We start from the raw sequence: 25,824 nt of genomic DNA on the forward strand, positions 1-25,824 counted from the left end.
GCCGGGCTCCCCGTCGTCCGCGTCGGCGCTGAAGGGGATCTCCCGGCCTCCCTCTCAGGTACTACCCGCCGCCTTCAGTAGCCCGATGGACGGACCAGACCCGTCTCGTACGCGAACACCGCCGCCTGGGTGCGGTCGCGCAGGCCCAGCTTCACCAGGATCCGACCCACATGGGTCTTCACCGTCTGCTCGGCGACCACCAGCCGCGCCGCGATCTCCGCATTGGACAGGCCCTGCGCGATCAGCGCCAGCACCTCCGTCTCCCGCTCCGTCAGCTCCGCGATCCGCGCCTTCGACGGCGCCCGCGGCGGCCCCAGCCGGGAGAACTCGGTGATCAGCCGCTTGGTGATGTTCGGGGACAGTAGCGCCTCCCCCGCCGCCACCACGCGCACCGCCTCCGCGAGCTGGTCGGCGGAAGCGTCCTTCAGCAGGAAGCCGGAGGCCCCGGCGCGCAGCGCCTCGTACACGTACTCGTCGAGGTCGAAGGTGGTCAGCACCAGCACCTTCGCGGCGGAGCCCGCGGCGGTGATGATGGACGTCGCCTCGATGCCGCCCATGCCGGGCATCCGGATGTCCATCAGCACCACGTCCGGCCCGAGCTCGGCGGTCTTCGCCACCGCGTCGGCGCCGTCCACGGCCTGTCCGACGACCTCGATGTCCGGCTGCGCGTTGAGGAGGACGGTGAAGCCCTGCCGGACCATCATCTGGTCGTCGGCGATCATCACCCGGATCGGGTCGGCCGGCGTCGTCATCTGTCTTCTCAGCCCTTCTTCGTCACGGGGTCCATCGGAAGCACGGCGCTCACCTCGTACCCTCCGCCGGGCCGCGGACCGGCGGCCAGCTCGCCCCCCAGCATGCCCGCCCGCTCCCGCATGCCCAGCAGCCCGTGCCCCGTCCCCGGCGAGGGCGGTGCCGGGCGGGTGGGCGCGGTGTTGGCGATGCACAGGAGCAGCTCGCGCGGCCCGTACGCGACGCCCACCTCGACCCGTGAACCGGGCGCGTGACGCAGGCAGTTGCTCAGCGCCTCCTGCACGATCCGGTACGCGGTGAGCTCGACGCCCGGGGCCAGCGGCCGGCGTGTCCCCGCGATCTCGGTGGTGACGGTCAGGCCCGCACCGCGCACGTTGTCGACGAGGCCGTCCAGTTCGGCGAGCGTGGGTTGCGGGTGGTGCGGGTTCGCCGCGTCGTCGGGGTGCTCGGAGCGCAGCACGCCCAGCACCCGGCGCAGCTCCGTGAGAGCCTCCAGCGCGTTCTCCCGGATGCCCGCCAGGTTCTCCTTGAGCTCCTCGGACGGGTTCTCGACCAGGTGCGGGGCGACCTGCGCCTGAATGGAGATCACCGACATGTGGTGGGCGACCACGTCGTGCAGCTCGCGGGCGATGCGGCTGCGTTCTTCCAGCAGGGTGCGCTGGGCGCGCTCCTCCTCGGTGAGCGTCTCCTGCTCGACGAGCTTGGTGCGGGCCAGCCGGGTGGCGCGCAGCGCGTACCCGAGCAGGCCGACGAAGCCGAAGAGGAGCAGGACGCCCAGGATGAAGCTCTCACTGTGCTTCGGCTGCAGGAGCGTCTCGGCCAGCCCGGTGAGGACGACGGGGACGGTGACGAGGGTCGCGGTCACCCGCGGCGGCACCCGCAGGGCCGCCAGCAGCAGCATCACGGCGAAGGCCACCATCCCGTTCGGTGTCCAGGGCCAGGACTGCCCTTCACCGACGTGGTCGTGGATATGTGTCGCGACCAGGCCCGCGGCCAGGAGGGCGAGCCACCAGGCGGCGACGGGCCGGAACAGCGCGAGCAGGATCGACCCGCCGGTCGCCAGCGCCGCCACCAGCGGCCAGCCGCCGGTGACGTGGTAGCTGTTGCTCATCTCTTCGGTGGTCAGGAACGTGAAGAACACCGCGACGTAGACGACGACGGCGTGGGGCAGCCAGGCCAGCCAGCGGGGCCGGGACAGCCTGGGCAGCGGGTTCCGTTCCAGGGTGAAGAGGTCCAGCGCCACGGTGCGCAACAGGGTCCGGCCCCGCGCGGCGGTCTCCGCGGGGGCCGGGGTCCGGGCCGGGCCGGCGGTTCCGCCCGGTGCCCGGACCACGAGGGCTGCCGGTCGTTCGCTCTGGTCGGTCACGCGGCCCAGCCTAGACATGGGTGATCTTCTCCTCGGCTGCCGGCCGACGGGCGGCGGGGACGGCGGAGCCCGCGACCCTACGGGAGGGGGTGCCCCGCCGGGGCCGCGCGGCCTGCTCGTACGCCCGGAACGCGGTCCAGCACACGGCCAGCGCGGCGGCGAAGACCGGGAACCACAGCAGCCGGGCCGCTATCCACAGCGGGGAGTCGGGCACGGTGTGCAGCCCGGGCAGGTCGGCGGGGGCCAGCAGGCCGAGCGCGGTGACGGCCATCATCGCGGTCTGGTGCCACAGGAAGACCGTCATCGCGGACAGGTTCGCCAGGGCCACCGCGGCCCAGGCCCGGGGTCGCCGCATGGCCCGGGCCAGGGGCGCGCGCAGCAGCAGCGCCAGCCCGCACTGGGCGAGGCCGAAGGCGGCCGCGGCCAGGGTCGGCGGGTTCAGGTTCGATATCGCCGCCCCCGGGACACCGACCATGGACGCCGGGTACCCGCCCCACAGGACGAGGCCGGCGGTGCCGGCCGCACCGCCGGCCAGGAGCAGGACGGCCGGGGTGCGCCGGGCGAACGCGCCCCGGGACCAGGCGGCGCCGAGGGTGTAGGGGACGAGCCAGCCGGCGGCCACGTTGACCCAGCCGATCCACTCGGGCCCGCCGAGCCCGAACCGCCACAGGTCGACGCCGGCCACCACGGCCAGCGGCCACAGCGGGTTGAGCCGGGCCACGAGCGGGGTGGCGGCGGTGAGCGCGGCGAAGACGAGGAGGAACCACAGCGGGGACAGGACGAGCCGGACCAGCGCGTGGACGGTCGCCGGCTCCGCACCGCCGAGCAGCATCCCGCCCGCGGCGACGGCCCACACGGCCAGCACCGCGGCCACGGGCCGGAACAGCCGGGACAGGCGCTGCCCGACCCAGGCGCCGTACGACACCCCGTGCTCACGCGCCGCCGCCTGCCCGCGGGCCGCGACATGACCGCCGACCAGGAAGAACACGGACAGCGTCTGGAGCACCCAGGACGCCGGTGCCAGCCAGGGCATCCGGGACAGCGGGCTGGTGGTGCTCAGGCCGCCGTCGGCGGTGGCGGTCAGCGCGGTGACCAGCCAGTGCCCCAGCACCACACCGAGGATGGCGAAGGCCCGCAGCGCATCCACCGTCCGGTCCCGGCCGGCGGGCGTGGCCGCCTCCACCCGGTGTGCGAGGGCGGACCAGCGGGCGCGGAGCTTACGCACGGGGGACCTCCGGGGTGCCGAGGACGATGCGGGCCAGGCTGTCGAGGGACTCGGTGCCGGGCTTGAGGTAGTCGCTGTGGGCGCCCGGCCCGGCCGCGAACGCACGGGCGCCGAAGGCGGGGGAGACGGGATCGGTGCCGAACCCGACCGCGCCGACCCGGACGTGCGGGACGCGCCCGATCCAGTCGTCGGCGCTGCGCCCGGCCCAGACCCTGGCGGCCGTCGGCAGCTCGGCGGCGGAGGCCGCGCCCGTGCCGGGGCTGCCGTACAGGACCAGGTCGCCGACCTTGGGGCCGGTGGCGGTACGGGCGCAGACCACCGAGCCGTAGGAGTGGCACAGGAGGGAGAGCCGGGCGTCGGGGACGGAGAGCTCCTCCAACCGGCGGAGGAACGGCGCCAGTCCGGCGGCGGCCTCATCCGCCCGGCCGGCGGTGAGCACGGTCGCGCTGACGGTGCCGGGCGTGTCGTACCCGAGCCAGGCGACCACGGCGGATCGGCCGTGCTCGGCCTTCAGCCGCTGGTGCAGGGCGACCGCCCCGGCCCGGAACCGCTGGTAGGTGTCCAGGGTGGTGTCGGAGCCGGGCACCAGGACGGTGATCCGGTCGGCGGTCTCCAGGTCGCCGAACACCTCGACGGCACGCCCACGGCCCCGGCCGTCGAAGGCGAGGAACTGCGCGGTCCCCTCCGCCGCCATGGCCCGGAGCCGGTCGGCGCGGCCGGTCCGCCCGGCGTCGCGGGCCGTGCGGGCCGCCTCGGCGAGGTTGGCGAGGTTCGTGGCGTACGCCTCCCGGGGTGCGGCCCGCTCCGTGGCCGCCGGTACCGGCGCCGGCACGTCCGAGGAGGCGGCGGCGGACACGGGGACGGCGACGGCCGCGGCGACGAGGGCCGCCAGCAGGGTGCGGCGCAGACGGCCGCGCAGGCGGGCTGCGGTGCGGCGTCCCTCGGGCCGTCCTGCGGGCCGCCCCTCGGGGGGTCCGTCGGGCAGCTCGTCAAGGCGTCCTTCGAGGCGTCCTTCGAGGCGGGTCATGGCGGTCCCCCTGCTCCTTCGCTCGCCTGCGCGCGGTGCCCCTCGGCCCCTCCGAGCGGTGCCTGTGACGGCGGCCGGCTCTACTGCGCTTTCTGGTATCGAAGTTAGAAAGGGAAGGACCTGGTCGGCGTCCCGCTGGGGAGCCGCCTTTGTGAATAGCTCTCAGGTATGACAGGGGCAACCTGGGAGCCAGGCGGGGCTGTTCGGGAGGCGGAGTCGATGACCCGTCGGGCTGCATCCCCCGGGCGGAGTGCAAGCCCCCTCGCAGATCGTGGACTTGAGGCCCGACGCGGCGGAGCAGCGGCCGTTACGGTGACGGACATGACCGAAAACGACTGGCGCAACGACCGCATCGGCAGCGCGCACCGGGGTGGGAACCCCACCGTGCTGCGCCGCCTCGGCCAGGGCTTCGCCGTGATCGGGGACCGGCAGTTCCTGCCCGGCTACTCGGTCCTGCTGACCGACGACCCGTCGGTGACCCGGCTCTCCGACCTGCCCCGGGCGCGCAGGGCCGCGTACCTCGGCGACATGGAACGGCTCGCCGAGGCCGTCGAACGGGCCTGCCGGCGCCTCGACCCGGCGTTCCGCCGGGTGAACATCGAGATCCTGGGCAACAAGGACCCGTACCTCCACGCCCACGTCTGGCCGCGTTACGACTGGGAGCCCGCCGACCGGGTCGAGCTGCCCGTCTGGCTGTACGAGGAGCAGTACTGGCGGGGCGGCGAGCACGAGCTCGGCCCCCGGCACGACGGGCTGCGCGCGGCCATCGGCGAGGAACTCGACCGGCTGGGCGGCCACACGGCGCAGTGACCCGGGCCGGGTTACGGGGTCGTCGCCACCCGGATGCCGAAGCCGATCAGGACCACCCCGGTCACCCGGTCCAGGGCCCGGCGCACGCGCGGCCTGCCGAAGAACCGCCGGGCGCGCGAGAGGACGTACACGTAGGTGCCCAGCCAGGCCACCGTCAGCAGTACGTGGATCAGCACCAGCAGCGCCATGCCCGCCGCCGGGCGCGGGCCGGACGGCGCGAGGGCGGGCAGCAGGCCGGTGTAGAACACGGCGATCTTGGGGTTGAGGGCGTTGCTGACCAGGCCGGTGCGCCAGGCGCCGGCGCCCTCCGTCCGGACGCCGGGGCCCTCGGGGGCCGGGTCCGCGCCCGGGCGGCGCAGCGACTGGATGCCGAGGAAGCAGAGGTAGGCGGCGCCCGCGAGCTTCACCGTGAGGTAGACCTCCGCCGAGGCGGCGAGCAGGGTGGCGAGGCCGGCGACGGTGAGCACGCCCCACAGGAGCAGGCCGACGGTGATCCCGGCCACGGTGCGCAGGCCGTCCGCCCGGCCGCGGGCGACGGCACGCCTGGTCACGATGGCCATGTCGGGGCCGGGGACCAGGGTGAGCAGTGCCAGGACGCCGGTCGCGGCGATGAGTTGCGTGAGCACGCGGCTCAGTCTGCCAGCAGGGGTTCGACGTAGCCCGCGCGCCAGCGGGGGGCCGGGTCCTGGCCGGGGCTGGTCCAGTACTCGCGGGCGGCGACGATGCTGCCGTCGCGGACGGTCCAGAGGGAGACGGCGCGGTAGACGACGTGGTCCTGAGGTATCTCCACCTCGGTGACCACGTCGTCGCCGTCGGCGGCGGCGAAGATGCGGAGGACATGGACGCGCCTCGCCTCGGAGTAGGCGTCATCGCTGTTGACGGCGATGAAGTTGGCGCGGCCGACGATGCGTTCGCCGCTGACCGGCCATTCGATGACGGCGTCCTCGGAGAGGAGGAGGGACGCGCCGTGCCAGTCGTGTGCGTCGATGCGCTCCCATAGCTGGGCCACTACCTTCAACGGGTCCATGGGCGGCAGTGTGCGGGGGGCTGGGGGCGGGCAACAAGCCTTGCCCGCAGGCTTATTGACTTCGTCATGTTGGGGCGGGCCGGGCCGGGCCGGGCCGGGCCGGGCTGGGGTGGGGTGGCGTGGCGTGGGATGCGGCCGCCGGTGTGCCGCTGCGCGGGGCTTCCTCCCCGCCCCGCCCTTCCCCCGTTCCCCGGGGCTCCGCCCCGGACCCGCCTCGGCCCGGCCCGGGCAGGCGGCGCAGCCGGGCGCTTCGGGGCTCCGCCCCGGACCCCGCGCCTCAAACGCCGGCGGGGCTGGGAGGGCGGGCCCGCGCCTCAGGCGCTGGCGGGGCCGGGAGGGCGGCCCCGCGGCTCAAGCGTCGGTGGGGTCGGACGGGTGGGGCGGGAGGGAGTCCAGGGCTGTGGTGAGGCGGTCCAGGACCGCCACCGTTTCGCGGAACGCGGCTTCGCCCAGGTGCTCCGCCAGGGCCGTGGCCAGCGCCGCGTGGCCGGGGTTGATGCGGGCGACCGCGGCGCGGCCCTCGTCCGTCGGGCGGAGCAGTTTCGCGCGCCGGTGTGCCGGGTTGGGTGCGTACTCCGCCAGGCCCTGCGCGGCCAGCAGGTCCGCGATCCGCTGGACGCTCTGCCGGGTGATGCCCATGGCGCGGGCGATGCCCGCCACCGGCAGCGGCTGCTGGAGGACCGCGCCCAGCACCTGCCAGCGCGCCGCCGTCAGCCCGGCCGGCCGGGCCAGCTCTTCCGAGAGGGCGAGGAAGCGTCCGTTCAGGCCGAAGACGCCCAGGGCGGTGCGACTGAGCAGGTCCTGGCGGGCGCGCAGAGACAGGGGGCCTGCCGTGCCCGTGCCCGGCTCCGGGTCAGGCATCTCCGCGCTCCGCCGCCGCCATGAGGACCGGGAACGCGCTCGCGTCCGAGTCGTGGAACAGGCGGTACCACGCGTCCAGGACCTCCGGCTGGTACGTGCCCAGGCGGGCGAAGACCTCGCGGGCGAAGGCCACCGGCTCCGTCGGCCCGGCCGTGATCAGGTCGCCGTCCGCCACCGCGTCGGCCTCCACGTACCGCCCGGCGCCCGCGTAGCCCGGCTGGTGCGCCAGGTACTCGGCGGCCGCGCTGGTGTGGGCGCGGTCGTCCAGCAGCCCCGCGCGGGCGAGCCCCGCCGTGGCGCCGCAGATCGCCGCGACCGGCACTCCGGCCGCCAGGAACTCCCGCGCCTTCGCCGCGAACGGCGCCAGCGCGTCACCGGTGTCCCACAGGGACGCGCCCGTCAGGACCAGCAGGGACGAGTCCTCGGGCGAGAGGTCCGCGAGGGCCATGTCCGGCTGGATGCGGACGCCGCCCATGGTGGTGACCGGCTGCTCCGCGCTGAGGCCGACCGTGCGGATCCGGTGGCCGCGCTGGGTCAGGTGCGCCGTGGTGTGGCCGGTCTCCCAGTCCGCGTACGTGTCGTAGACCGCCAGGTGGACCCGCTTCTGCGCTGCCATGGCCGTGCCTCCTGCCGTTCGAAGGGGTGGAGCTCCGTGCGCTCGTATGACAGTAGGCTGGCATTTCGCCAGCATGCTGTCAATGGTGGGGAGTGGGGCAGCGGGTCGGCGTGCGGGCCGGGCGACAGACTGCCGAGGGGTGGGCCCAGGGTCCATACAGTCCGCCGATGTCCCCTCCGACCTGCGCACTTCTAGCGTGGCCGAATGACCCCTCACCTCCCTCTCGACGCGGACGGAGTCGCCGTCAAGGCCGCCGACCGCAAGCACGTCTTCCACTCCTGGTCCGCGCAGGAGCTCATCGACCCGCTGGCCGTCGCAGGGGCCGAGGGTTCGTACTTCTGGGACTACGACGGCCGCCGCTACCTCGACTTCTCCTCCCAGCTGGTGAACACCAACATCGGCCACCAGCACCCCAAGGTCGTCGCCGCCGTCCAGGAGCAGGCCGGCCGCCTGTGCACCCTCGCCCCCGGCTTCGCCGTCGACGTCCGCTCCGAAGCCGCCCGGCTGATCGCCGAGCGGACCCCCGGCGACCTCGACAAGGTGTTCTTCACCAACGGCGGAGCCGAGGCCGTCGAGAACGCCGTCCGCATGGCCCGCCTGCACACCGGCCGCCACAAGGTGCTCTCGACCTACCGCTCGTACCACGGCGCCACCGCCGCCGCGATCAACCTCACCGGCGACCCGCGCCGCTGGCCCTCCGACGTCGGCGCCGCCGGGGTCGTGCACTTCTGGGGGCCCTTCCTCTACCGCTCCCCGTTCCACGCCACCACCGAGGCCGAGGAGTGCGAGCGCGCGCTGCGCCACCTGGAGGACACCATCGCCTTCGAGGGGCCCGCCTCCATCGCCGCGATCATCCTCGAAACGGTCCCCGGCACCGCCGGGATCATGGTCCCGCCCGCCGGCTACCTCCCCGGCGTCCGCGAGCTCTGCGACCGCCACGGCATCGTCTTCGTCCTCGACGAGGTCATGGCCGGCTTCGGGCGCACCGGCACCTGGTTCGCCGCCGAGCACTGGGACGTCACCCCCGACCTGATCACCTTCGCCAAGGGCGTGAACAGCGGATACGTCCCCCTCGGCGGCGTCGCCATCTCCGCCGCCATCGCCGACACCTTCGCCCGCCGGCCGTACCCGGGCGGGCTCACGTACTCCGGCCACCCCCTGGCCTGCGCCGCCGCCGTGGCGACCATCGCCACCATGGCGGAGGAGGGGGTCGTCGAGCACGCCGCCCACCTCGGCGAGAACGTGATCGGCCCGGCGCTCGCCGAGATCGCCGGGCGGCACCCGTCGGTCGGCGAGGTCCGCGGCCTGGGCGCGTTCTGGGCCGTGGAGCTCGTGCGCGACCGCGAGACCCGTGAGCCCCTCGTCCCCTACAACGCCGCCGGCGCCGACAACGTGCCCATGGCCGAGTTCGCGGCGGCCTGCAAGGCCTCGGGCCTGTGGCCGTTCGTCAACATGAACCGGGTGCACGTCGTGCCGCCCTGCACCGTCACGGAGGCGGAGGCGAAGGAGGGCCTGGCGCTCCTCGACGAGGCGCTGACCGTCGCGGACCGGCACACCACGGCCGGCTGACGGGCCCGAACGCGATCTGTATGTACGTATAGATCCGTATAACAGCCCGGAATCGAACGGTTTCGGCCGCACCGCCTGGCCTAAGGTGTCCGAAGTTCACCGAAGGAGACGGACCCTTATGCCAGGCGGCGCCGCTGTCACCCGCAACACACTTCGCCAGCAGATCGCGGACGCGCTGCGCGACGAGGTGCTGGCGGGACGGCTGCCTCCGGGCACCGAGTTCACCGTCAAGCAGATCGCCGAGCAGTACGGGGTCTCCGCGACCCCGGTCCGCGAGGCGCTCGTCGACCTCTCCGCCCAGGGGCTGCTGGAGTCGGTGCAGCACCGGGGCTTCCGCGTGCGTGTCTACACCCCGGACGACTTCCGGGGGATGATCGAGGCCCGTACGCTCATAGTCGACGGGATCTTCCGGCGGCTCGTGGAGCGCGGCACAGCGCCCGGCTCGGGCGAAATGCTGGTGTCGGTGCGCCGTCGGGCCGAGGAGGCGTGTCGGGCTGCCCAGAGCGGCTCGCTCGAAGTGCTGATCGGCTACGACCTGCGCTTCTGGAGGGAGCTGAGCGGGCTGGTCGGCAACACGTACATCTCTGATTTCCTGCACCGCATCCGGGTGCAGTGCTGGGCCTTCGCCGTGCCGCACCTGAAGGCGGCACCGGACCTGCACGCCGGACTGTGGTCGGGCCACAACGAGCTGGTCGACGCGGTGGCGCTGGCGGACGCCCACGAGGTGCGCCGCCTCGTGTACGCCTACAACCAGCACAGCCTGGACTGGGCCGCGACGTTGAAGCCGGTCGCCCCGTGACCGGCCCGGGCGTGAACCACAGCACGGGCGCGGGCATCGCCGCGGACACGGGCGTCGCGGCGGGCGCGGCGACCGCACAGGAGCCGCGGCGCCCGGCCGGGTCCGTCGGCCTCTCCGTCGTCATCCCCGCCCGCGCGGACGGGCACCGCATCGGCGCGACGGTCACCGCCGTACGCGAACACCTCGACGTCCGCTACGGCACCGGGCCCGGCGACTGGGAGCTCGTCGTCGTCGACGACGGCTCCGCGGACGACACCGCGGCCGCCGCCGGGCGGGCGGCCGCCGGCGACCCGCGGATCCGGCTGGTCCGCCTGGACGGGCCCCGCGGCAAGGGCGCGGCGCTGCGCGCCGGCGTGGCGGTCACCGCCGGGCGGCGGGTGCTGCTGACCGACGCCGGGCTCGGCACCCCGCTGGACGAGCTGGACCGGCTCGAACAGCTCCTCGATGCCCCCGCCCCCACCGGCGCCCCCGCCCCCACCGGCGCCCCCGCCCCCACCGGCGCCCCCGCCCCCACCGGCGCCCCCGCCCCCTCCCCCGCGGGCCCCCGTACCCCCGCCGGCCCCCGTACCCCCGCCCCCGGCGGAACCGACGCCCCCGCCGCCGTCCTCGGCCGGACGGGGAACCGCTTCGTGCGGGCCCTCGGCGTGCCCGGAATCCCCGGGTTCCGCGCCGACACCTGCGGCTTCGCCCTCTTCGACGGGGACCGGGCGCGGGCCGCCTTCGCCTCCTCCACGCTCGACGGCCCGGCCGTCGACGCCGAGGTCACGCGCCTGCTGCGGCGCCGGGCCGGAGCCGGGGCCGTGCAGGAGCTCCCGGTGCGCCGCCGGACCGCGGTGCGGGCCGGCCGGCCGGCGCCGGCCGGCCGTGGCGCCGACGGCCCGGGCCGCCGGTTCGGGGAGCTGCTGCGCCTGAACGCCGGCGGCCTCACCGTCGCCGCCGTCTTCCTGGCCCTCTCCCTCTACGTGTTCCACGGCCTGTGGGCCGACCTCGACGGCCGCTACCTCAAGGACGCGCTCCAGGACCAGAACCAGTGGGAGTGGTTCGTCGGCGTCGCCACCGACAACATCGCCCACCTGCGCAATCCGTTCTTCACCACCGCCCAGGGCATGCCCGACGGCGTGAACCTGATGGCCAACGCGACGATGCTCGGCCTGACCGTGCCGTTGATCCCGGTCACGCTGCTGTTCGGCGAGACCGTCACGTTCGCCCTGGTCCTGACCCTCGGCATGGCCGCCAGCGCCTGGACCTGGTACTGGCTGATCCGCCGCCGCTGCACGCCGAACCGCTGGGCGGCCGCCATCGGCGGAGCGCTCGCCGCGTTCGCACCGCCGATGGTGTCGCACGCCAACGGCCACCCGAACTTCGTCGTGCTGTTCATGCTGCCGCTGATCGTCGACCGGGCGCTGCGCCTCGCCGAGGGGCGGAACGTGGTCCGCGACGGGGTGCTGCTCGGGCTGTTCGCGGCGTACCAGATCTTCCTGGGCGAGGAGCCGCTGCTCATCGCCGCCCTCGGCATGCTCGTCTACTGCCTCGCCTGGCTGGCCGTCGACCGCCGTCGCGCCCTCGCCGCCGCGCCCCCGCTCGCGCGGGGCCTGGCGATCGCCCTGGCCGTCTGCCTGCCGCTGCTGGCCTTCCCGCTGTACTGGCAGTTCCTCGGCCCGCAGAGCTACCACTCCGTCCTGCACGGGGACAACGCCGGCAACAGTCCGCTCGCCCTGATCGAGTACGCCGCCCGCTCCCTCTTCGGCGATGCCGGGACGGCGGGGCGCCTGTCGATGAACACGACCGAGCAGAACGCCTTCTACGGCTGGCCGCTGCTGGCCCTCGGCGCGGCCGTGTGCGCGGCGATGTGGCGGCGCCCCGCCGTCCGCGCGCTGGCGATCACCGGGGCCGTGGCCCTGCTGCTGTCCCTCGGGCCGCGGGTGCCCGTACCGCGCACCGACCTCGCGTTCCCCGGCCCCTGGGCGCTGCTGGGCAAGCTGCCGCTGCTCGAATCGGTGATCGAGGGCCGGGTGGCGATGGTGTGCGCGCCGGTCCTGGGCGTCCTGGTGGCCCTCGCGCTCGACCGGGTCGCCGGCGCCCGCAGCCGCGAGCTGCGCACCGCCGGCGTGCTGGCGGTCGCGGCGGCCCTGGTCCCGGTCCTGCCGCTGCCGCTGGCGGTCCGGGACCGCGCGCCGGTGCCCGCGTTCGTCACCTCGGGCGCCTGGAAGGGCTACGTCGAGCAGGGCGGGGTGCTCGTCCCGGTGCCGCTGCCCGACCCGGGCCAGGCCGACGCCCTGCACTGGCAGGTCGAGGCGGACTTCGGCTTCCGGCTCGCCGGGGGCTACTTCAACGGCCCGTGGGGGCCCGAGCGGGTGGGGATCTACGGGGCGGCCCCGCGCCACCTGTCGAACCTGCTGCGGGACGTCCGCTACGGGGCCGCGCCGCCCGAGGTGACGCCGCAGTGGCGGGAGCAGGCCCGGCAGGACCTGGAGTTCTGGAAGGCGGGCGCGGTGGTGCTGCCGTTCCAGGAGCGGTCGGACGAGCTGAAGGGCCTGATCAGCGACCTGCTGGGGCAGCAGCCCGAGAAGGTGCGGGACGTGTGGGTCTGGCGCGTCGGCCCCCGCCCGGAGGCGGGCGCGGGCCCGGCCCGGCCGGGGGCGTAGGCACCCGTCGCGGCAGCAGCCGGGCGGTCGCCGCGGAACCCGGCTCCGGCCGGGTTCTGCGCAGGCCTTCGCGGAGGGTGTCCGGCGCACTACGCTGGCGGCATCGGCGGCAACGACTGACTGATCGGAGCCCGAGTGGCCTGTGACCTGTGGCTGGTCCCCCTTGTCGACGTGCTGTGCCACAGCCCCGACAACCCCTTCGCGGAAGAGATCGCCTCGTACGACAGGGCGCTGGGCGAGGCCGGACTGCCGTCCGTGCCGGTGTTCGCGTACATGCCGGGCCTCAGCGGCGACGTCGCCCCCGTCGCCGGCTTCGACTACGACGCCCTGCACTTCCTGCGGCGGGCGTACCTGCTCCAGGTGTGTGGGCTGCCGGTGACCCCGGTGGACGGGCTGGGCGGGGACTATGAGCAGCTGCTGGAGATGTTCGAGGCCACGGCCCAGCAGTCGCACCTGGTGTGGCACTACGACCACGCCGGGGCCTACGTCCCGGTGGACTTCGCGGCGCCGCTGGCGAACGAGGAGCTGCTGGCCGCGGGCGGGCCGCTGGGGTCGGCGCACGGCCTGCTGCGGGAGCTGGCGGTGGTGGCTCCGGCGATCGGGATCGACCCGGGGAACCCGCCGGTGGCGCCGGCCCCGCCGGGCCGGCCGACCGCACTGGAGGAGCCGGCAGGTCCGGTTCCGTACGACGACAGCCCCTTCGCCCGGGAGCGGCACGTCTGGCTGGGCCTGCACGCGGCCGCGACCCGTAGCCTCGGCCAGGGCTCGATGATCATCTTCAGCTGAGGGCGCGCCGGTCGGCCCCGCGCCTCAGCGGGGCTGCTCCGGCGGGCGCTGCCGCGGCATGTTGGGCCGGGTCCCCGGCGGCAGGGGGAACCGGGCCGGCGGGACCCCGGCCTCCGGGCGGGGGGCGGGCGCGCCCAGTGCCTGGAGCACCAGCGGGGCGGGCCCCGAACCGAACTCCAGCATCCACTCGGCGGTCTCGGAGCGCACGAGCTCGGTCACGTCCTCCGAGAACCGCCGCAGCACCGTCAGGCAGCGCTCCGCGGCCTCGCTCGCCGTGCCCTCGGTGGGGCCCAGCACCTCCCGCACGTTCTCCGAGGCCCAGTCGAACTGCAGGGTCTGCAGCCGGCGCTGCACCGCCTGGGCCGTCGCGACGTCCCGCATCCAGCCCGAGGTCAGCCCGAAGAACTTGTCGCAGGCCACGCAGGCCGCGGCCAGCAGCAGCGAGAGGCAGCCGTACGTGGTGGCGCCCGGCACGGACCCGGTCAGCTCCAGCAGCGGCATCGCGGCGCCGACGACCGCCCCCGCGGCGGCGCCCACGCGCAGGATCCGCGCACCCCGGCGCTTCCACGCACGGTCGGACATGTACCACTCCGCGGTGCGCAGCGCATCCGCCTCGACCCGCCGGTAGAGCTCGTCCAGCCGCTCGGCGGGCTCGCCCCAGTCCCCGAGCGGGAAGGGTCCGCCGGTCAGATCGCCCGCCGCCATGGGCCCGCCGCCCTCCTCCCGGGGTTCCTGGGAGTCCCGGGGTTCCAGGGGATCCCGGGGTGGCCCCTCGGGCTGCATCTCCGGCTGGCTCACCCGGCACTCCCTCTGCCTGCGCTGACGTGTGGTGGTGCGCGTGTGCGCAATGATGCGCATGCTCTTCCTACCTTCGAATGACGGCCGATGGGCGGCGAATCCCCGGATTTCCGCTCGCAAGAAGGTCCCCATCAGCGACGCGCACGCCGCGCCGGTCACTCGAAAGAGTTGGTCCTCACGGCGTAGGGCGCTGCGCGCGGTGAGCACGTAGGCTCGGATTGACCAAGCGTTCCGACGGTACGGAGTGAGTGACCTGTGTTTCCCGGTGGCGGACAGCCCAACATGCAGCAGCTGCTCCAGCAGGCCCAGAAGATGCAGCAGGACCTCGCGGCGGCCCAGGAGGAGCTGGCCCGCACCGAGGTGGAGGGCCAGGCGGGCGGCGGCCTCGTGAAGGCCACCGTCACCGGCTCCGGTGAACTGCGCGCGCTCGTGATCGACCCGAAGGCCGTGGACCCGGAGGACACCGAGACCCTGGCCGACCTGGTCGTCGCAGCCGTACAGGCGGCCAACGAGAACGCCCAGGCGCTCCAGCAGCAGAAGCTGGGCCCCCTCGCCCAGGGCCTGGGCGGCGGCAGCGGCATCCCCGGCCTGCCGTTCTAGCCCCGGCCCGCCCCCCGCGGCCCTCGGCCCCCTCCGCAACTCCACGAGCAGCACAGCAGCAGCACAGCAGCAGAGAAAGAAGGCAGTCCGTTGTACGAAGGCGTGGTCCAGGACCTGATCGACGAGCTGGGCAGGCTGCCCGGTGTCGGGCCCAAGAGCGCGCAGCGGATCGCCTTCCACATCCTGCAGGCGGAGCCGACGGACGTCCGGCGCCTCGCGCACGCGCTGCTGGAGGTCAAGGAGAAGGTCCGGTTCTGCGCGGTGTGCGGCAACGTGGCGCAGGAGGAGCGGTGCGGCATCTGCCGCGACCCGCGCCGCGACCCCGCCGTGATCTGTGTGGTGGAGGAGCCGAAGGACGTGGTCGCCATCGAGCGGACCCGGGAGTTCCGGGGCCGGTACCACGTCCTGGGCGGTGCGATCAGCCCGATCGAGGGCGTCGGCCCGGACGACCTGCGCATCCGCGAGCTGCTGGCGCGGCTCGCGGACGGCGAGGTGACCGAGCTGATCCTCGCCACCGACCCCAACCTGGAGGGCGAGGCCACGGCCACGTACCTCGCGCGCATGATCAAGCCCATGGGCCTGAAGGTCACCCGCCTGGCCAGCGGGCTCCCCGTCGGGGGAGACCTGGAGTACGCGGACGAGGTCACGCTCGGGCGGGCCTTTGAAGGAAGGCGACTTCTCGATGTCTGACGCAACGCTGCACGCCCTGGCCCAGGACCCGGACGACTTCGCCGTCCAGATCGCGGACCAGATCGAGTCGTTCATCGTCGCGGTCACCGAGGTGGCCAAGGGCGAGGACCCGGACAGCGCGGTGCCCTTCCTCCTGCTGGAGTTCAGCCAGCTGCTGCTGGCGGGCGGCCGGCTCGGCGCGTACCAGGACGTCCTGCCCGACGAGCGCTACGAGCCCGACCTCGGCCCGGAGCCGGACGTGGACGAGCTGCGCGAGCGGTTCGCGTACCTGCTGGAGCCGGTCGACGTGTACTCCGAGGTCTTCGACCCGTACGAGCCGCGCAAGACGCCGGTCGCCCACCGGATCTCCGACGACGTCGCGGACGTGGTCGCCGACCTGCGGCACGGCCTGGCGCACTACCGGGCGGGCCGGACCGCGGAGGCGCTGTGGTGGTGGCAGTTCTCGTACTTCTCCAACTGGGGCTCGACGGCCTCCGCGACCCTGCGCGCCCTGCAGTCGCTGGTCGCGCACGTCCGCCTGGACCAGCCCCTGGCCGCCCTGGACGGGCTGGACACGGACGAGGACCTGACCGAGGACGACCTCGCGGAGCAGGCCGGCCGGGTGATGGCCGAGGAGCTCGGCGCGATCGGCCGCAGGCCGGCCCCGAGGCCCGTGGGGGAACGCTAGGGAGGGCGTTTCCCGTCGCCCCGGTGATCACGGGGTGAACGGGATGTCTCATGATGCGGTACGCGTCGGCCGGATTGCGGTCGCTCGTTAGACTGACCCGCGACCGCAGTACTGGAATTGAGCGAGGAGCGCACGTGGGCCTTGTCGTGCAGAAGTACGGAGGCTCCTCCGTAGCCGATGCCGAGGGCATCAAGCGCGTCGCCAAGCGGATCGTGGACGCCAAGAAGAACGGCCACCAGGTGGTGGTCGTGGTCTCCGCGATGGGCGACACGACGGACGAGCTGATCGATCTCGCCGAGCAGGTGTCGCCGATGCCTGCCGGACGTGAGTTCGACATGCTGCTGACCGCCGGAGAGCGGATCTCCATGGCCCTGCTGGCCATGGCGATCAAAAACCTGGGCCACGAGGCCCAGTCGTTCACCGGCAGCCAGGCAGGCGTGATCACCGACTCGGTCCACAACAAAGCGCGCATCATCGATGTCACGCCGGGCCGTATCCGCACCGCGCTGAACGAGGGCAACATCGCCATCGTCGCCGGCTTCCAGGGCGTGTCGGCCGACAGCAAGGACATCACCACCCTGGGCCGCGGCGGCTCGGACACCACCGCCGTCGCGCTGGCCGCGGCGCTGGACGCCGAGGTGTGCGAGATCTACACCGACGTCGACGGCGTCTTCACCGCCGACCCGCGCGTGGTGAAGAAGGCCCGGAAGATCGACTGGATCTCCTCCGAGGACATGCTGGAGCTCGCCGCCTCCGGCTCCAAGGTGCTGCTGCACCGCTGCGTGGAGTACGCGCGCCGTTACAACATCCCGATCCACGTCCGCTCGTCCTTCTCCGGACTGCCGGGTACCTGGGTCAGCAACGAGAAGCCCGAGTCGCAAGGGGACGAGCAGGTGGAGCACGCCATCATCTCCGGAGTCGCCCACGACGTCTCCGAAGCCAAGATCACCGTCGTCGGCGTCCCGGACAAGCCGGGCGAGGCCGCGGCCATCTTCCGCGCCATCGCGGACGCCGAGATCAACATCGACATGATCGTCCAGAACGTGTCCGCCGCGGCCACCGGCCTCACGGACATCTCCTTCACCCTCCCCAAGACCGAGGGCCACAAGGCCATCGACGCCCTGGAGAAGGCGAAGGCGCAGATCGGCTTCGACTCCCTGCGCTACGACGACCAGATCGGCAAGATCTCCCTGGTCGGCGCGGGCATGAAGACCCACCCGGGCGTCACCGCCTCCTTCTTCCAGGCGCTGTCCGACGCGGGCGTCAACATCGAGCTGATCTCCACCTCCGAGATCCGCATCTCGGTGGTGACCCGCCAGGACGACGTCAACGCCGCCGTCGTCGCCGTCCACACGGCCTTCGGCCTCGACTCCGACAGCGACGAGGCCGTCGTCTACGGAGGCACCGGACGATGACTGACGCCCGGTCCTCCGGCCCGGCGCTCGCCGTGGTCGGGGCGACCGGGGCAGTCGGAACGGTCCTGCTCCAGATCCTGTCCCGGCGGGCGGACGTCTGGGGCGACATACGCCTGATCGCCTCCACGCGCTCGGCCGGCCGCATGCTGACCGTCCGCGCGGAGGAGAGCGAGGTGATCGCCCTCACCGAGGACGCCTTCGAGGGCCTCGGCCACGGCGACGTCGTCATCTTCCTGACCCCGGCCGAGGTCTCGGCCCGCTGGGCGCCCGTCGCCACCGCGCGCGGCGCCGCCGTCGTCGACCGGTCCGCCGCCTTCCGTGAGGACCCCGAGGTGCCGCTCGTGGTGCCCGAGGTCAACGCCGCCGCCGTACGGCACCGGCCGCGCGGGATCGTGGCCGGGCCGGACTGCGTCACCGCCGCGCTGACCGCGGCCCTGGGCGCCCTGCACGCCGAGTACGGGCTCGCCGACCTGACCGTGTCCTCGTACCAGGCCGCGAGCGCCGCCGGACGGTCCGGCTCCGAGGCGCTGCGCCGCCAGCTGTCACTGGTCGCCGGGACCCCGCTGGGTGAGATGACCGGGGACGTGCGGCGCGCGGTCGGCGAGGACACCGGCCCCTTCGCGGCCCCGCTCGCCCTGAACGTCGTCCCGTGGTCCGGGCAGCTCGGCGCCGGCGGCTGGTCCACCCACGAGCTGGCCGTCCGCGCCCAGACCCGCCGGGTCCTCGGGCTCGACTCCCTCCCGGTGGCGGTGACCTGCGTCCAGGTGCCCGTGCTGACCGGGCACTCGCTGAGCGTTCGGGCCCGGTTCGCCGCCCCCGTGGACGCCGGGCGGGCCCGTGAGGTCCTCCAGGCCGCCCCGGGCGTGGTCGTCGTGGACGAACCGGCGGCGGGGGAGTTCCCGACCCCCGTGGACGCGGCGGGAACGGACCCGGCGTGGGTGGGACGGCTGCGGGCCTCCCTCGACGACCCCTGCTCGCTGGAGTTCTTCGTGTGCGCCGACAACCTCCAGGGCGGCGCCGCCCTGAACGCCGCGCGGATCGCGGAACTGATCGCTGATGAATTCGCGTAATGCACTTTGTAGGATCAGGTGCTGATCCCTTGATCAAGGTGATGGCCTGACTGCCGCTGGACGGACGGGGGCAATCGGGAAGAACGAGTACGCATGAGGGCAATGAGGATGGTGCTGGCCGGTCCGCCCCGCGCGTACAACCCTGGTGGGGGGACGCGTGTCCAACTGGCGTGGCAGAGGCACTACTCGTACGCGACGGCGTACCGGCGCGCAGCACGATCGCTGCGCCGCCCGGCAGGAGCTCCCGGACGACCGGCGGACTCCCGGTGATCGTCCCGGTCCCGCCGACCGTGCCGTCGGCGTCGGGCCTGCCCGCCCTGCCGACCCCGGGTGGCCGCGTGCCCACGCCGCGCGGTAGCGCCGGACCCGCCGACCCCGACGCGCACGACTCGAACGACTCGAACGACTCGCACGAATCGAACGACGCGGACGGCGGGACCGGCGTGGAGGCCGCTGCCGCCGCACCGCCCGAGGTCGTGGCCGGCACCACGGTCGACCACCTCACCGAGACCTACCGGGCCCACTACCGCTCCCTGCTGGGCCTGGCCGCGCTGCTCCTCGACGACACCGCCTCCTGCGAGGACGTCGTCCAGGAGGCGTTCATCCGCGTCCACTCGGCCCGGAGCCGGGTCCGGGACCGCGACAAGACGCTGGCGTACCTGCGGCAGACCGTCGTCAATCTCTCCCGTTCCGCGCTGCGCCGCCGCATCCTCGGCCTGAAGCTGCTGTCGAAGCCGATGCCGGACATGGCCAGCGCGGAAGAGGGCGCGTACGACCAGCTGGAACGGGACGACCTCATCAAGGCGATGCGCGGACTGCAGCGGCGCCAGCGCGAGGTGCTGGTGCTGCGGTACTTCGCGGACATGACCGAGGCCCAGGTCGCCGAGACCCTCGGCGTCTCCCTCGGCTCGGTGAAGGCGTACGGATCGCGGGGCATTGCCGCGCTGCGGGTGGCGATGGAGGCTCAGCAGTCATGATGGACGACCACACGCGACCGGACGGCGGGGCCGGCGAGGAGCAGGAGCTGCGGAGCCTGCTGCAGGCCGCCGTCTCGGGCCTGGAGCCCTCCACGGGCGCCCTGGACCGGCTGCGGTCCGCCGTCCCCGCCCGCCGGGCCCGCAAGCGGCGCGCCCTCGTCGGCGCCGCCGCGGCCGCGCTGCTGGCCGGCACCGCCCTGCCCACCGCCCTGCACCTGGGCATCGCGGGCGGCGGCGGCAGCGTCAGCGACCACTCCGCGATGGCCGGACACGGCGAGGCGGCCGGCACGGACGGCGCGGACGGCCAGGGCCACGACCATTCCGGGACGGGCCACCCGCCCAAGCAGTCCAAGGACGCCGACGCGGGCCCCGGCGCCCCCGGCGGCGCCGTCGCCGGCGCCGACCCCACGACCGCCGGGTCCCCGTCGGGCAGCGGCAGCGCCGACCCGTCCGGGAGCGGCGTCCCGGGCGGTGCGGCCGGGGCCTCCAACGGCCCGATGCCCCCCGTGGCCTCCCCGGCCGTGCCCGGGTGCGGAGCGGACCAGCTCGGGGTGCAGGCCAGCGCCCGCGCCCCGGAGGCCGACGGGAAGGTCTACGGCAGCTTCAAGGTCACCAACGTCTCGGCCCGCGGCTGCAGCGTCGCCGGCCCGGACGCCGTGACCGCCGCCTCCCTGGGCCCGTCCGCCCCCGGCGGGGCCTCGGAGGTCACCGTGGTGGGCCACACCGCGGGCGACGCGGCCCCGGGGCTGCCCGACCCGGCGGTGGAGGCGCCGTCGCTGGTGCTCCAGCCGTACGCGGCGTACGAGGTCCGCTTCGCCTGGGTGCCCTCGGGCATGTCCTGCCCGGCCGCCTCCCCCGACGCGGCGTCCAAGCCCCCGGCGGGCGGCGCGCCGCAGGAGCAGCGCTCCGCGGACGGCACGGCCGCGGCGGAACCGGGGGGCCAGTCCGCCGGCCCGGCCGCGGACGGCGCCGGCGTGGCGGTGTCCCACACCCCGGCCACGGCGGTGCCGGGCGCGCCCGCGCCGACCACCCGGACGACGATCCCGGCGGCCTGCGGGGGCACGGTCTACCGGACCGGCGTCATTCCGCTGGACCCGACGCAGAAGCCCTGACCTGCTGCTGCTCCGGCCCGGCCGCCGCGCCGGAGCCGGCCGCCGCGCCGTCGGCGGGCAGCAGGCCGGCCTCGGCGTCGCGCAGGGTCTCCACCTCGCGGCGGTACAGCCGGAACCACATGAACAGCACGAACGCGGCGAAGACGAACCACTCGCCGGTGTAGCCCAGGTTCTGGAAGGCCTTCAGGTCCAGCCCGGTGTTGCTCGGCGCCTGCGCGGGCACCGGCGTCAGCCCGTCCGCCGGGGCCTGTACCGTCAGCCAGGCGTCGTACAGCTCGTACGGCACCAGGTTGACCAGCGAGGCCGCCCCGATCACGCCGAGCTGCCCGGCCGGCAGCCCGCCCCGGGAGTGCACGCCCTTGCTGCCGGAGGTCTCCGAGGCCTGCAGGGCCCCCGTCACCTCGACCCGCCCGGTCGGTGCGGCCGGTGCCCGGCCGGGGTCGGCCGCGCCCGGCAGCCAGCCCCGCACCACGGGGACGGCCCTGCCGGAGTCGGTCTTCAGCAGGGTCAGGACGTAGAAGCCGGCCTTCCCGTCGAGCCGCCGCTCCGGGACCAGCAGCTGCTCGGCGTACTGCCCGGAGACGGAGGCGAGCCGGCCGGAGGTCTCCTTGTCCACCGGCAGCAGTGAGTCCAGCGGCGCGGCCGCCTCATCGGCGGGGCGCGCCTCGTTCGCCTGCCGGTGGGTTTCGACGCGGTCCTCGAACCGGCCGAGCTGCCAGGTCCCCATGAACAGGCAGACGGGAACGGCGAGCGCCACGAAGACGTTGATCCCCCACCAGCGCGGGGTCAGGAGAAACCGGTGCACCCCACCACCGTACGGGGGGTGCACCGCGATCACGGTGGCGGGGGTTCGCCGCCCCCGCCGCCCGCGACCCGGTTCAGCGGGGCAGGTGCTTCAGGGCGAAGTCGATCTCCATCCTGACCTGCTTGATCCGCTCCTCCACCACCAGCGAGCCGTGCCCCGCGTCGTACCGGTACACCTCGTGCACCGCGCCGCGCGCCGCCAGCCGGTCGACGTAGTTGTCGATCTGCCGGATCGGGCAGCGCGGGTCGTTGACGCCCGCCGCGATGTGCACCGGGGCCCGTACCGCCTCCACGTACGTGAGCGGGGAGGACGCCGCGAAGCGCTCCGGGACCTCCTCCGGCGTACCGCCGAACAGGGTGCGGTCCAGGGACTTCAGCGCCTCCATCTCGTCGTGGTACGCCGTCACGTAGTCGGCCACCGGTACGGCGGCCAGCCCCACCGCCCACGCCTCCGGCTGCATGCCGAGGCCCAGCAGCGTCAGGTACCCGCCCCACGAGCCGCCCGAGAGCACCAGCCGGGCCGGGTCGGCCAGGCCCGAGGCCACCGCCCACTCGCGGACCGCGGTGATGTCCTCCAGCTCGATCAGCCCGACCCGGTGCTTCAGGGCGTCGGTCCACTCCCGGCCGTACCCCGTCGAGCCCCGGTAGTTGACGCGGACCACCGCGAAGCCGTGGTCCAGCCAGGCCGCCGGGCCGGCCGCGAAGGCGTCGCAGTCGTGCCAGGACGGACCGCCGTGCACCTCGAACACGGTGGGGAACGGCCCCTCGCCGTGGCCGACCGGCCGCTGCGCGAGCGCGTGGATCCGCCCGCCCGGGCCCTCCACCCACACGTCCTCCACCGGCACCGAGCCGGGCGCCCGGAAGCCCGGCGGCTCCAGCACCACCCCGCCCGCCGTCGACCGGATCGCCGCGGGCTCGGCTGCCGAGGACCACTGGTACTCGACCGTTCCGTCGGGCCGCGCCGTCGCACCCGAGACCGTGCCGGGCGGGGTCTCCACCCGGGTCAGCTCCCGCGCGGCCAGGTCGTAGCGCCACAGCTCGCTGCGCGCCTCGAAGCCGTGCTCGACCAGCAGGGCCGAGCCGTCCGGGTACCACTCGGCGCTCACGTCGCCCGGCAGGTCCAGCGCCAGGTCCTGCTCGGTGCCGGCGGCCACGTCCCACACCATCGGCTCCCAGCGGCCGCGCCGCTGGTGGCCGACGAGCAGCCGGGTGTCGCCGGCGACCGGGGCGAAGCCGAGGACCTCCAGGCCCAGCTCGACGGTGCCGCCCAGGGAGTCGTCCAGCTCCGCGACCGTGGTGCCGTCCAGGGTGACCACGCGCAGGGACGCGTGCATGGCGTCGCCGTGCTCGGTGTGCTCGATCGCGATCAGCGTGCCGTCCCGGGACAGGTCGCCGACGCCCGCCGACTCGCGGTGCCGGTAGATCTCCACCGGCTCCGCGCCGCCCGGGCGCACCACGTGGACGGTCGAGCCCTCCTCGTCGGTGGACCGGCCCACGACCGCGGTCCCGTCCCGGCCGATGGCGAGCCCGGCCGGGTACGAGGGCTTCAGGCCGGGAGCGGCCGGCTCGTCGGGGCCGCCCGCGAAGGGCTGGCGCACCCACGTCCCGAACTCGTCGCCGTCGGTGTCGGAGAACCACCAGATCCACTCCCCGTCGGGGGAAAGGGTGCCGTCGGTGGTGCCGTTCGGCCGGTCCGTGGCCTGCCGCTGGGTGCCGGTGGTGCGGTCCCAGGCGTACAACTCGTAGGTCCCGGTCGCGTTGGAGACGAACAGCGAGCGGTGCGGGGCGTCCTCGGCCCAGTCGGGCAGTGCGACGCGCGGCGCCCGGAAGCGCTTCTCCCAGTCGGGCATGCCCGTGGCCGTGTTGTCAGTCATACCCCCTATGTAACCCGATCGGGTGCGTCCGCCGGCCGGACACCGCTTCCACCGGCACACCGGCACACCGGCACACCGGCACACCGGCACACCGGCACACCGGCACACCGCCGGACCGCCGCACCGCTGCGGATGCCGCCCGCCCCGAACGGGAGGACAGTGGAGGGACGTACGCCGTGTGATGCCGGAGGAGGATCAGGTCATGGCCAAGAAGGCGCGTGCCGGTACGGCACAGGCCGCGGAGCGCGAGCACGAGCGGGCGAAGAACACGGCCGCCGAGGCCCGCGCCAAGTCCGCGGCCCGCGAGGCGCAGTCCCTGTCGGCGAAGACGAGAGGCATGCAGCAGAAGTCCCAGGCCAAGCGCGGCTGACCCCGCCGGGTCCTACGCTGGCCCCATGCGGATGACCGTACGGGGCGCCCGGCTGCTGCACGCCGACCGCCCCGGTGTGCTGCGCCCCGGCCTGTACGAGGTCCAGGTCGGCCCGGACGGCAGGATCGCCCGGATCTCCCCGGACGACGGCGCCGCCGATCCTTCGCCGCCGCCGGCCGCCGACGTGCTCGTCGAGGCGGACGGCGGGCTCCTCACCGCCCCCTTCGTCGAACCGCACATCCACCTGGACACGGCCCTGACCGCGGGGGACCCCCGCCCCAACGCCTCCGGCACCCTCTGGGAGGGCATCGCCTGCTGGAGCGCCCGCAAACGCACCCTGACCCGCGAGGACGTCGTCGCCCGGGCCACCGAGGTGCTGCGTTGGCAGGCCGCCCAGGGCGTCCTGCACGTGCGGACCCACTGCGACGTCACCGACCCGCAGCTCACCGCGCTGGACGCGCTGCTGGAGGTCCGCGACCGGGTCCGGGAGTTCATGACCCTCCAGATCACCGCCTTCCCCCAGGAGGGCATCCTCTCCTTCCCCGACGGCGAGGCGCTGCTGCGCGCGGCCGTGGCCCGCGGCGCCGACGTCGTCGGGGCGATCCCGCACTTCGAGGACACCCGCGAGGACGGGGTCGCGTCCCTGGGCATCGCCTTCGCCGTCGCCGAGGAGCACGGCCTGCGCGTCGACGCCCACTGCGACGAGATCGACGACGAGCACTCCCGGTTCGTGGAGGTGCTGGCCGCGCTCGCCCTGCGCTCCGGGCTGCGGGAGCGCGCGACCGCCTCGCACACGACGGCGATGGGCTCCTACGGCGGCGCGTACAGCCTCAAACTCCAGCGGCTGCTGGCCCGTTCCGGGATCGGGCTGGTCGCCAACCCGTTCGCCAACCTCAACCTCCAGGGCCGCTTCGACGCCTACCCCAAGCGGCGCGGCCTCACCCAGGTCAAGGAGATGCTGGCCGCCGGCGTCAACGTCGCCTTCGGGCACGACGACGTGATGGACCCGTGGAACGCGCTGGGCACCGGCAACCCGCTCCAGACCGCCCTCGTCGGCCTGTACGCCGCCCAGCTGACCGGCGCCGACGAGATCCCGGAGGCGTACGCGATGGTGACGGACCGCGCCGCGCGCATCCTGGGGCTGACCTCCGCCGAGTACGGGATCGCCGAGGGCGGGGCCGGTTCCTTCGTCGTGCTGCCCGCACCCACCCCGACGGAGGCGATCCGCCGCCAGGTCCGGCCCCGGTACGTCGTGGCGCACGGGAAGGTGGTCGCGCAGACGCCGCCGGCGCCGACCCTGCTGTCCTGGCCGGGGGAGGAGCCGGCGGAGGTGGACTTCGGCCGTCCCCGCGGCGCACGGGACGAGCTCCCCTGAGGGCCGGTATCCGTGACACCGCGTCGGACGCGCGGCGCGGCCGCGGGCGGGTCGGGGCCGCCGGTAGCCTCTCGGCCATGTCGTGGGACGAGGACGGAACACCGCACCCCCTCGCGCGGCGCCGCAGCGGCCGCAGCGAACAGGAACCGGACCGGCTGCCCGAGGTCCGCGAGCTGGAGGTGCTCGGCTGGGAGCCCGCTCCCGAGGAAGCGGCCTGGGTGTTCCTGCCGTACGTCTGGCCTCCGCAGGCCCGCACCTGGGTCCCCGACCGGTCCACGCACTGGGCGGTGGACACCCTCCTCGACGGGCACGGGCACATCACCGGGGTGCACGCCGTCCCGCTGCCCGACCCGGACCTGCACGACCTCGACCGCGAGACCGACGAGGCCGTCGCCGCCCTCGGCCTGCCGCCCCGGCCGCCCGGCCGGTTGTGGCTGCTGCGCCCGGTCGGCCCCCACACCACCGTCGGCGCGGTCCTGGAGCACCTCCGGGCGGTGGCCGCCGGGCGCGGGGTGGAGGTCGCCGCCTCGGCGGTCTTCATGGAGCTGGTCCGGGAGGAACTGGCGGCCCTGGCCGCCCGGGAGTAGCCCG

At 74.5% G+C, this 25,824-nt stretch carries 26 protein-coding genes; 15 read left to right on the plus strand and 11 right to left on the minus strand.

From position 1 onward, the window contains the following. Positions 1 to 74 precede the first annotated feature (74 nt). The 4 genes from ACZ4VL_RS17415 to ACZ4VL_RS17430 are packed head-to-tail and all read right to left on the minus strand — an operon-like array spanning position 75 to position 4,368. A complete protein-coding gene (locus ACZ4VL_RS17415) occupies positions 75 to 752 on the minus strand; it encodes a response regulator (protein WP_468200421.1) in 678 nt (225 codons plus the stop codon). Between the two features lie 8 nt (positions 753 to 760). After that, on the minus strand, positions 761 to 2,116 hold the full coding sequence (locus ACZ4VL_RS17420; protein WP_468200422.1) for a sensor histidine kinase: 1,356 nt from the start codon (positions 2,114 to 2,116) through the stop codon (positions 761 to 763). A gap of 10 nt (positions 2,117 to 2,126) precedes the next feature. Then, positions 2,127 to 3,341, minus strand: a complete 1,215-nt coding sequence (locus ACZ4VL_RS17425) for an acyltransferase family protein (protein ID WP_468200424.1) — start codon at positions 3,339 to 3,341, stop codon at positions 2,127 to 2,129. After that, the gene (locus ACZ4VL_RS17430; RefSeq protein WP_468200426.1) at positions 3,334 to 4,368 is read right to left on the minus strand and encodes an alpha/beta hydrolase; all 1,035 of its coding nucleotides are present in this window, start codon (positions 4,366 to 4,368) and stop codon (positions 3,334 to 3,336) included. The genes ACZ4VL_RS17425 and ACZ4VL_RS17430 overlap by 8 nt, the downstream gene beginning before the upstream one ends. Before the next feature lie 321 nt (positions 4,369 to 4,689). On the opposite strand from ACZ4VL_RS17430, the gene ACZ4VL_RS17435 reads away from it, so the two are divergent. Further along, positions 4,690 to 5,178 (plus strand): HIT family protein, encoded by a 489-nt coding sequence (locus ACZ4VL_RS17435; RefSeq protein ID WP_468200427.1) that lies wholly within the window; start codon positions 4,690 to 4,692, stop codon positions 5,176 to 5,178. An 11-nt stretch (positions 5,179 to 5,189) separates the two neighbouring features. Here ACZ4VL_RS17435 and ACZ4VL_RS17440 read toward each other — a convergent pair whose 3' ends face one another. The 4 genes from ACZ4VL_RS17440 to ACZ4VL_RS17455 all read right to left on the minus strand — a co-directional run bounded on the left by ACZ4VL_RS17440 (position 5,190) and on the right by ACZ4VL_RS17455 (position 7,682). Next, positions 5,190 to 5,804 carry a LysE family translocator gene (locus ACZ4VL_RS17440; protein WP_468200428.1) on the minus strand — a complete coding sequence of 205 codons (615 nt, stop codon included), beginning with the start codon at positions 5,802 to 5,804 and terminating at the stop codon, positions 5,190 to 5,192. Between the two features lie 5 nt (positions 5,805 to 5,809). Beyond that, positions 5,810 to 6,205: a nuclear transport factor 2 family protein gene (locus ACZ4VL_RS17445; RefSeq protein WP_468200429.1), complete on the minus strand. Its 396-nt coding sequence runs from the start codon at positions 6,203 to 6,205 to the stop codon at positions 5,810 to 5,812. A 351-nt stretch (positions 6,206 to 6,556) separates the two neighbouring features. Beyond that, complete coding sequence (locus ACZ4VL_RS17450; protein ID WP_468200431.1) at positions 6,557 to 7,066, minus strand: MarR family winged helix-turn-helix transcriptional regulator; 510 nt, start codon at positions 7,064 to 7,066, stop codon at positions 6,557 to 6,559. Continuing rightward, the gene (locus ACZ4VL_RS17455) at positions 7,059 to 7,682 is read right to left on the minus strand and encodes a DJ-1/PfpI family protein (RefSeq protein WP_468200433.1); all 624 of its coding nucleotides are present in this window, start codon (positions 7,680 to 7,682) and stop codon (positions 7,059 to 7,061) included. The genes ACZ4VL_RS17450 and ACZ4VL_RS17455 overlap by 8 nt, the downstream gene beginning before the upstream one ends. Before the next feature lie 204 nt (positions 7,683 to 7,886). Between ACZ4VL_RS17455 and ACZ4VL_RS17460 the strand changes: the two genes are divergently transcribed. The 4 genes from ACZ4VL_RS17460 to ACZ4VL_RS17475 all read left to right on the plus strand — a co-directional run bounded on the left by ACZ4VL_RS17460 (position 7,887) and on the right by ACZ4VL_RS17475 (position 13,481). After that, entirely contained in the window at positions 7,887 to 9,251 is a 1,365-nt protein-coding gene (locus ACZ4VL_RS17460) for an aminotransferase class III-fold pyridoxal phosphate-dependent enzyme (RefSeq protein ID WP_468200435.1), read from the plus strand. A 118-nt stretch (positions 9,252 to 9,369) separates the two neighbouring features. Beyond that, the gene (locus ACZ4VL_RS17465) at positions 9,370 to 10,050 is read left to right on the plus strand and encodes a GntR family transcriptional regulator (protein WP_468200437.1); all 681 of its coding nucleotides are present in this window, start codon (positions 9,370 to 9,372) and stop codon (positions 10,048 to 10,050) included. An 11-nt stretch (positions 10,051 to 10,061) separates the two neighbouring features. Beyond that, positions 10,062 to 12,695 carry a glycosyltransferase gene (locus ACZ4VL_RS17470; RefSeq protein ID WP_468200438.1) on the plus strand — a complete coding sequence of 878 codons (2,634 nt, stop codon included), beginning with the start codon at positions 10,062 to 10,064 and terminating at the stop codon, positions 12,693 to 12,695. 135 nt (positions 12,696 to 12,830) lie between these two features. Continuing rightward, positions 12,831 to 13,481 carry a hypothetical protein gene (locus ACZ4VL_RS17475; RefSeq protein WP_361097196.1) on the plus strand — a complete coding sequence of 217 codons (651 nt, stop codon included), beginning with the start codon at positions 12,831 to 12,833 and terminating at the stop codon, positions 13,479 to 13,481. 24 nt (positions 13,482 to 13,505) lie between these two features. On the opposite strand, the gene ACZ4VL_RS17480 is transcribed toward ACZ4VL_RS17475, so the two are convergent. Further along, the gene (locus ACZ4VL_RS17480; RefSeq protein WP_468200440.1) at positions 13,506 to 14,279 is read right to left on the minus strand and encodes an SLATT domain-containing protein; all 774 of its coding nucleotides are present in this window, start codon (positions 14,277 to 14,279) and stop codon (positions 13,506 to 13,508) included. Positions 14,280 to 14,534: 255 nt separating this feature from the next. Between ACZ4VL_RS17480 and ACZ4VL_RS17485 the strand changes: the two genes are divergently transcribed. The 7 genes from ACZ4VL_RS17485 to ACZ4VL_RS17515 all read left to right on the plus strand — a co-directional run bounded on the left by ACZ4VL_RS17485 (position 14,535) and on the right by ACZ4VL_RS17515 (position 20,810). Further along, the gene (locus ACZ4VL_RS17485) at positions 14,535 to 14,879 is read left to right on the plus strand and encodes a YbaB/EbfC family nucleoid-associated protein (RefSeq protein WP_360632362.1); all 345 of its coding nucleotides are present in this window, start codon (positions 14,535 to 14,537) and stop codon (positions 14,877 to 14,879) included. 90 nt (positions 14,880 to 14,969) lie between these two features. After that, a complete protein-coding gene (gene recR / locus ACZ4VL_RS17490; RefSeq protein ID WP_468200443.1) occupies positions 14,970 to 15,569 on the plus strand; it encodes a recombination mediator RecR in 600 nt (199 codons plus the stop codon). Continuing rightward, complete coding sequence (locus ACZ4VL_RS17495) at positions 15,562 to 16,236, plus strand: DUF5063 domain-containing protein (protein WP_361097205.1); 675 nt, start codon at positions 15,562 to 15,564, stop codon at positions 16,234 to 16,236. Before recR ends, ACZ4VL_RS17495 begins: the two co-directional genes overlap by 8 nt. A 134-nt stretch (positions 16,237 to 16,370) precedes the next feature. Next, entirely contained in the window at positions 16,371 to 17,651 is a 1,281-nt protein-coding gene (locus ACZ4VL_RS17500) for an aspartate kinase (RefSeq protein ID WP_360632353.1), read from the plus strand. Continuing rightward, positions 17,648 to 18,721: an aspartate-semialdehyde dehydrogenase gene (locus tag ACZ4VL_RS17505; protein ID WP_468200446.1), complete on the plus strand. Its 1,074-nt coding sequence runs from the start codon at positions 17,648 to 17,650 to the stop codon at positions 18,719 to 18,721. Before ACZ4VL_RS17500 ends, ACZ4VL_RS17505 begins: the two co-directional genes overlap by 4 nt. 218 nt (positions 18,722 to 18,939) lie before the next feature. Further along, positions 18,940 to 19,698: a SigE family RNA polymerase sigma factor gene (locus ACZ4VL_RS17510; RefSeq protein WP_468200504.1), complete on the plus strand. Its 759-nt coding sequence runs from the start codon at positions 18,940 to 18,942 to the stop codon at positions 19,696 to 19,698. Further along, complete coding sequence (locus tag ACZ4VL_RS17515) at positions 19,695 to 20,810, plus strand: hypothetical protein (protein WP_468200448.1); 1,116 nt, start codon at positions 19,695 to 19,697, stop codon at positions 20,808 to 20,810. Before ACZ4VL_RS17510 ends, ACZ4VL_RS17515 begins: the two co-directional genes overlap by 4 nt. On the opposite strand, the gene ACZ4VL_RS17520 is transcribed toward ACZ4VL_RS17515, so the two are convergent. Next, positions 20,779 to 21,615: an SURF1 family protein gene (locus ACZ4VL_RS17520; protein WP_468200450.1), complete on the minus strand. Its 837-nt coding sequence runs from the start codon at positions 21,613 to 21,615 to the stop codon at positions 20,779 to 20,781. The two genes, ACZ4VL_RS17515 and ACZ4VL_RS17520, sit on opposite strands and share 32 nt — an antisense overlap. A 73-nt stretch (positions 21,616 to 21,688) precedes the next feature. Further along, positions 21,689 to 23,488 carry a S9 family peptidase gene (locus ACZ4VL_RS17525; protein WP_468200452.1) on the minus strand — a complete coding sequence of 600 codons (1,800 nt, stop codon included), beginning with the start codon at positions 23,486 to 23,488 and terminating at the stop codon, positions 21,689 to 21,691. Between the two features lie 202 nt (positions 23,489 to 23,690). Here ACZ4VL_RS17525 and ACZ4VL_RS17530 point away from each other — a divergent pair, with 202 nt between their 5' ends. The 3 genes from ACZ4VL_RS17530 to ACZ4VL_RS17540 all read left to right on the plus strand — a co-directional run bounded on the left by ACZ4VL_RS17530 (position 23,691) and on the right by ACZ4VL_RS17540 (position 25,820). Beyond that, the gene (locus ACZ4VL_RS17530; protein WP_361097226.1) at positions 23,691 to 23,858 is read left to right on the plus strand and encodes a hypothetical protein; all 168 of its coding nucleotides are present in this window, start codon (positions 23,691 to 23,693) and stop codon (positions 23,856 to 23,858) included. Positions 23,859 to 23,883: 25 nt separating this feature from the next. Then, positions 23,884 to 25,233, plus strand: a complete 1,350-nt coding sequence (gene codA, locus ACZ4VL_RS17535; RefSeq protein WP_468200454.1) for a cytosine deaminase — start codon at positions 23,884 to 23,886, stop codon at positions 25,231 to 25,233. A gap of 77 nt (positions 25,234 to 25,310) precedes the next feature. Next, a complete protein-coding gene (locus tag ACZ4VL_RS17540) occupies positions 25,311 to 25,820 on the plus strand; it encodes a DUF5956 family protein (protein ID WP_468200455.1) in 510 nt (169 codons plus the stop codon). The last annotated feature ends 4 nt before the right edge of the window (positions 25,821 to 25,824 follow it).

The organism is Streptomyces sp. NPDC029014 (genome assembly GCF_055564695.1).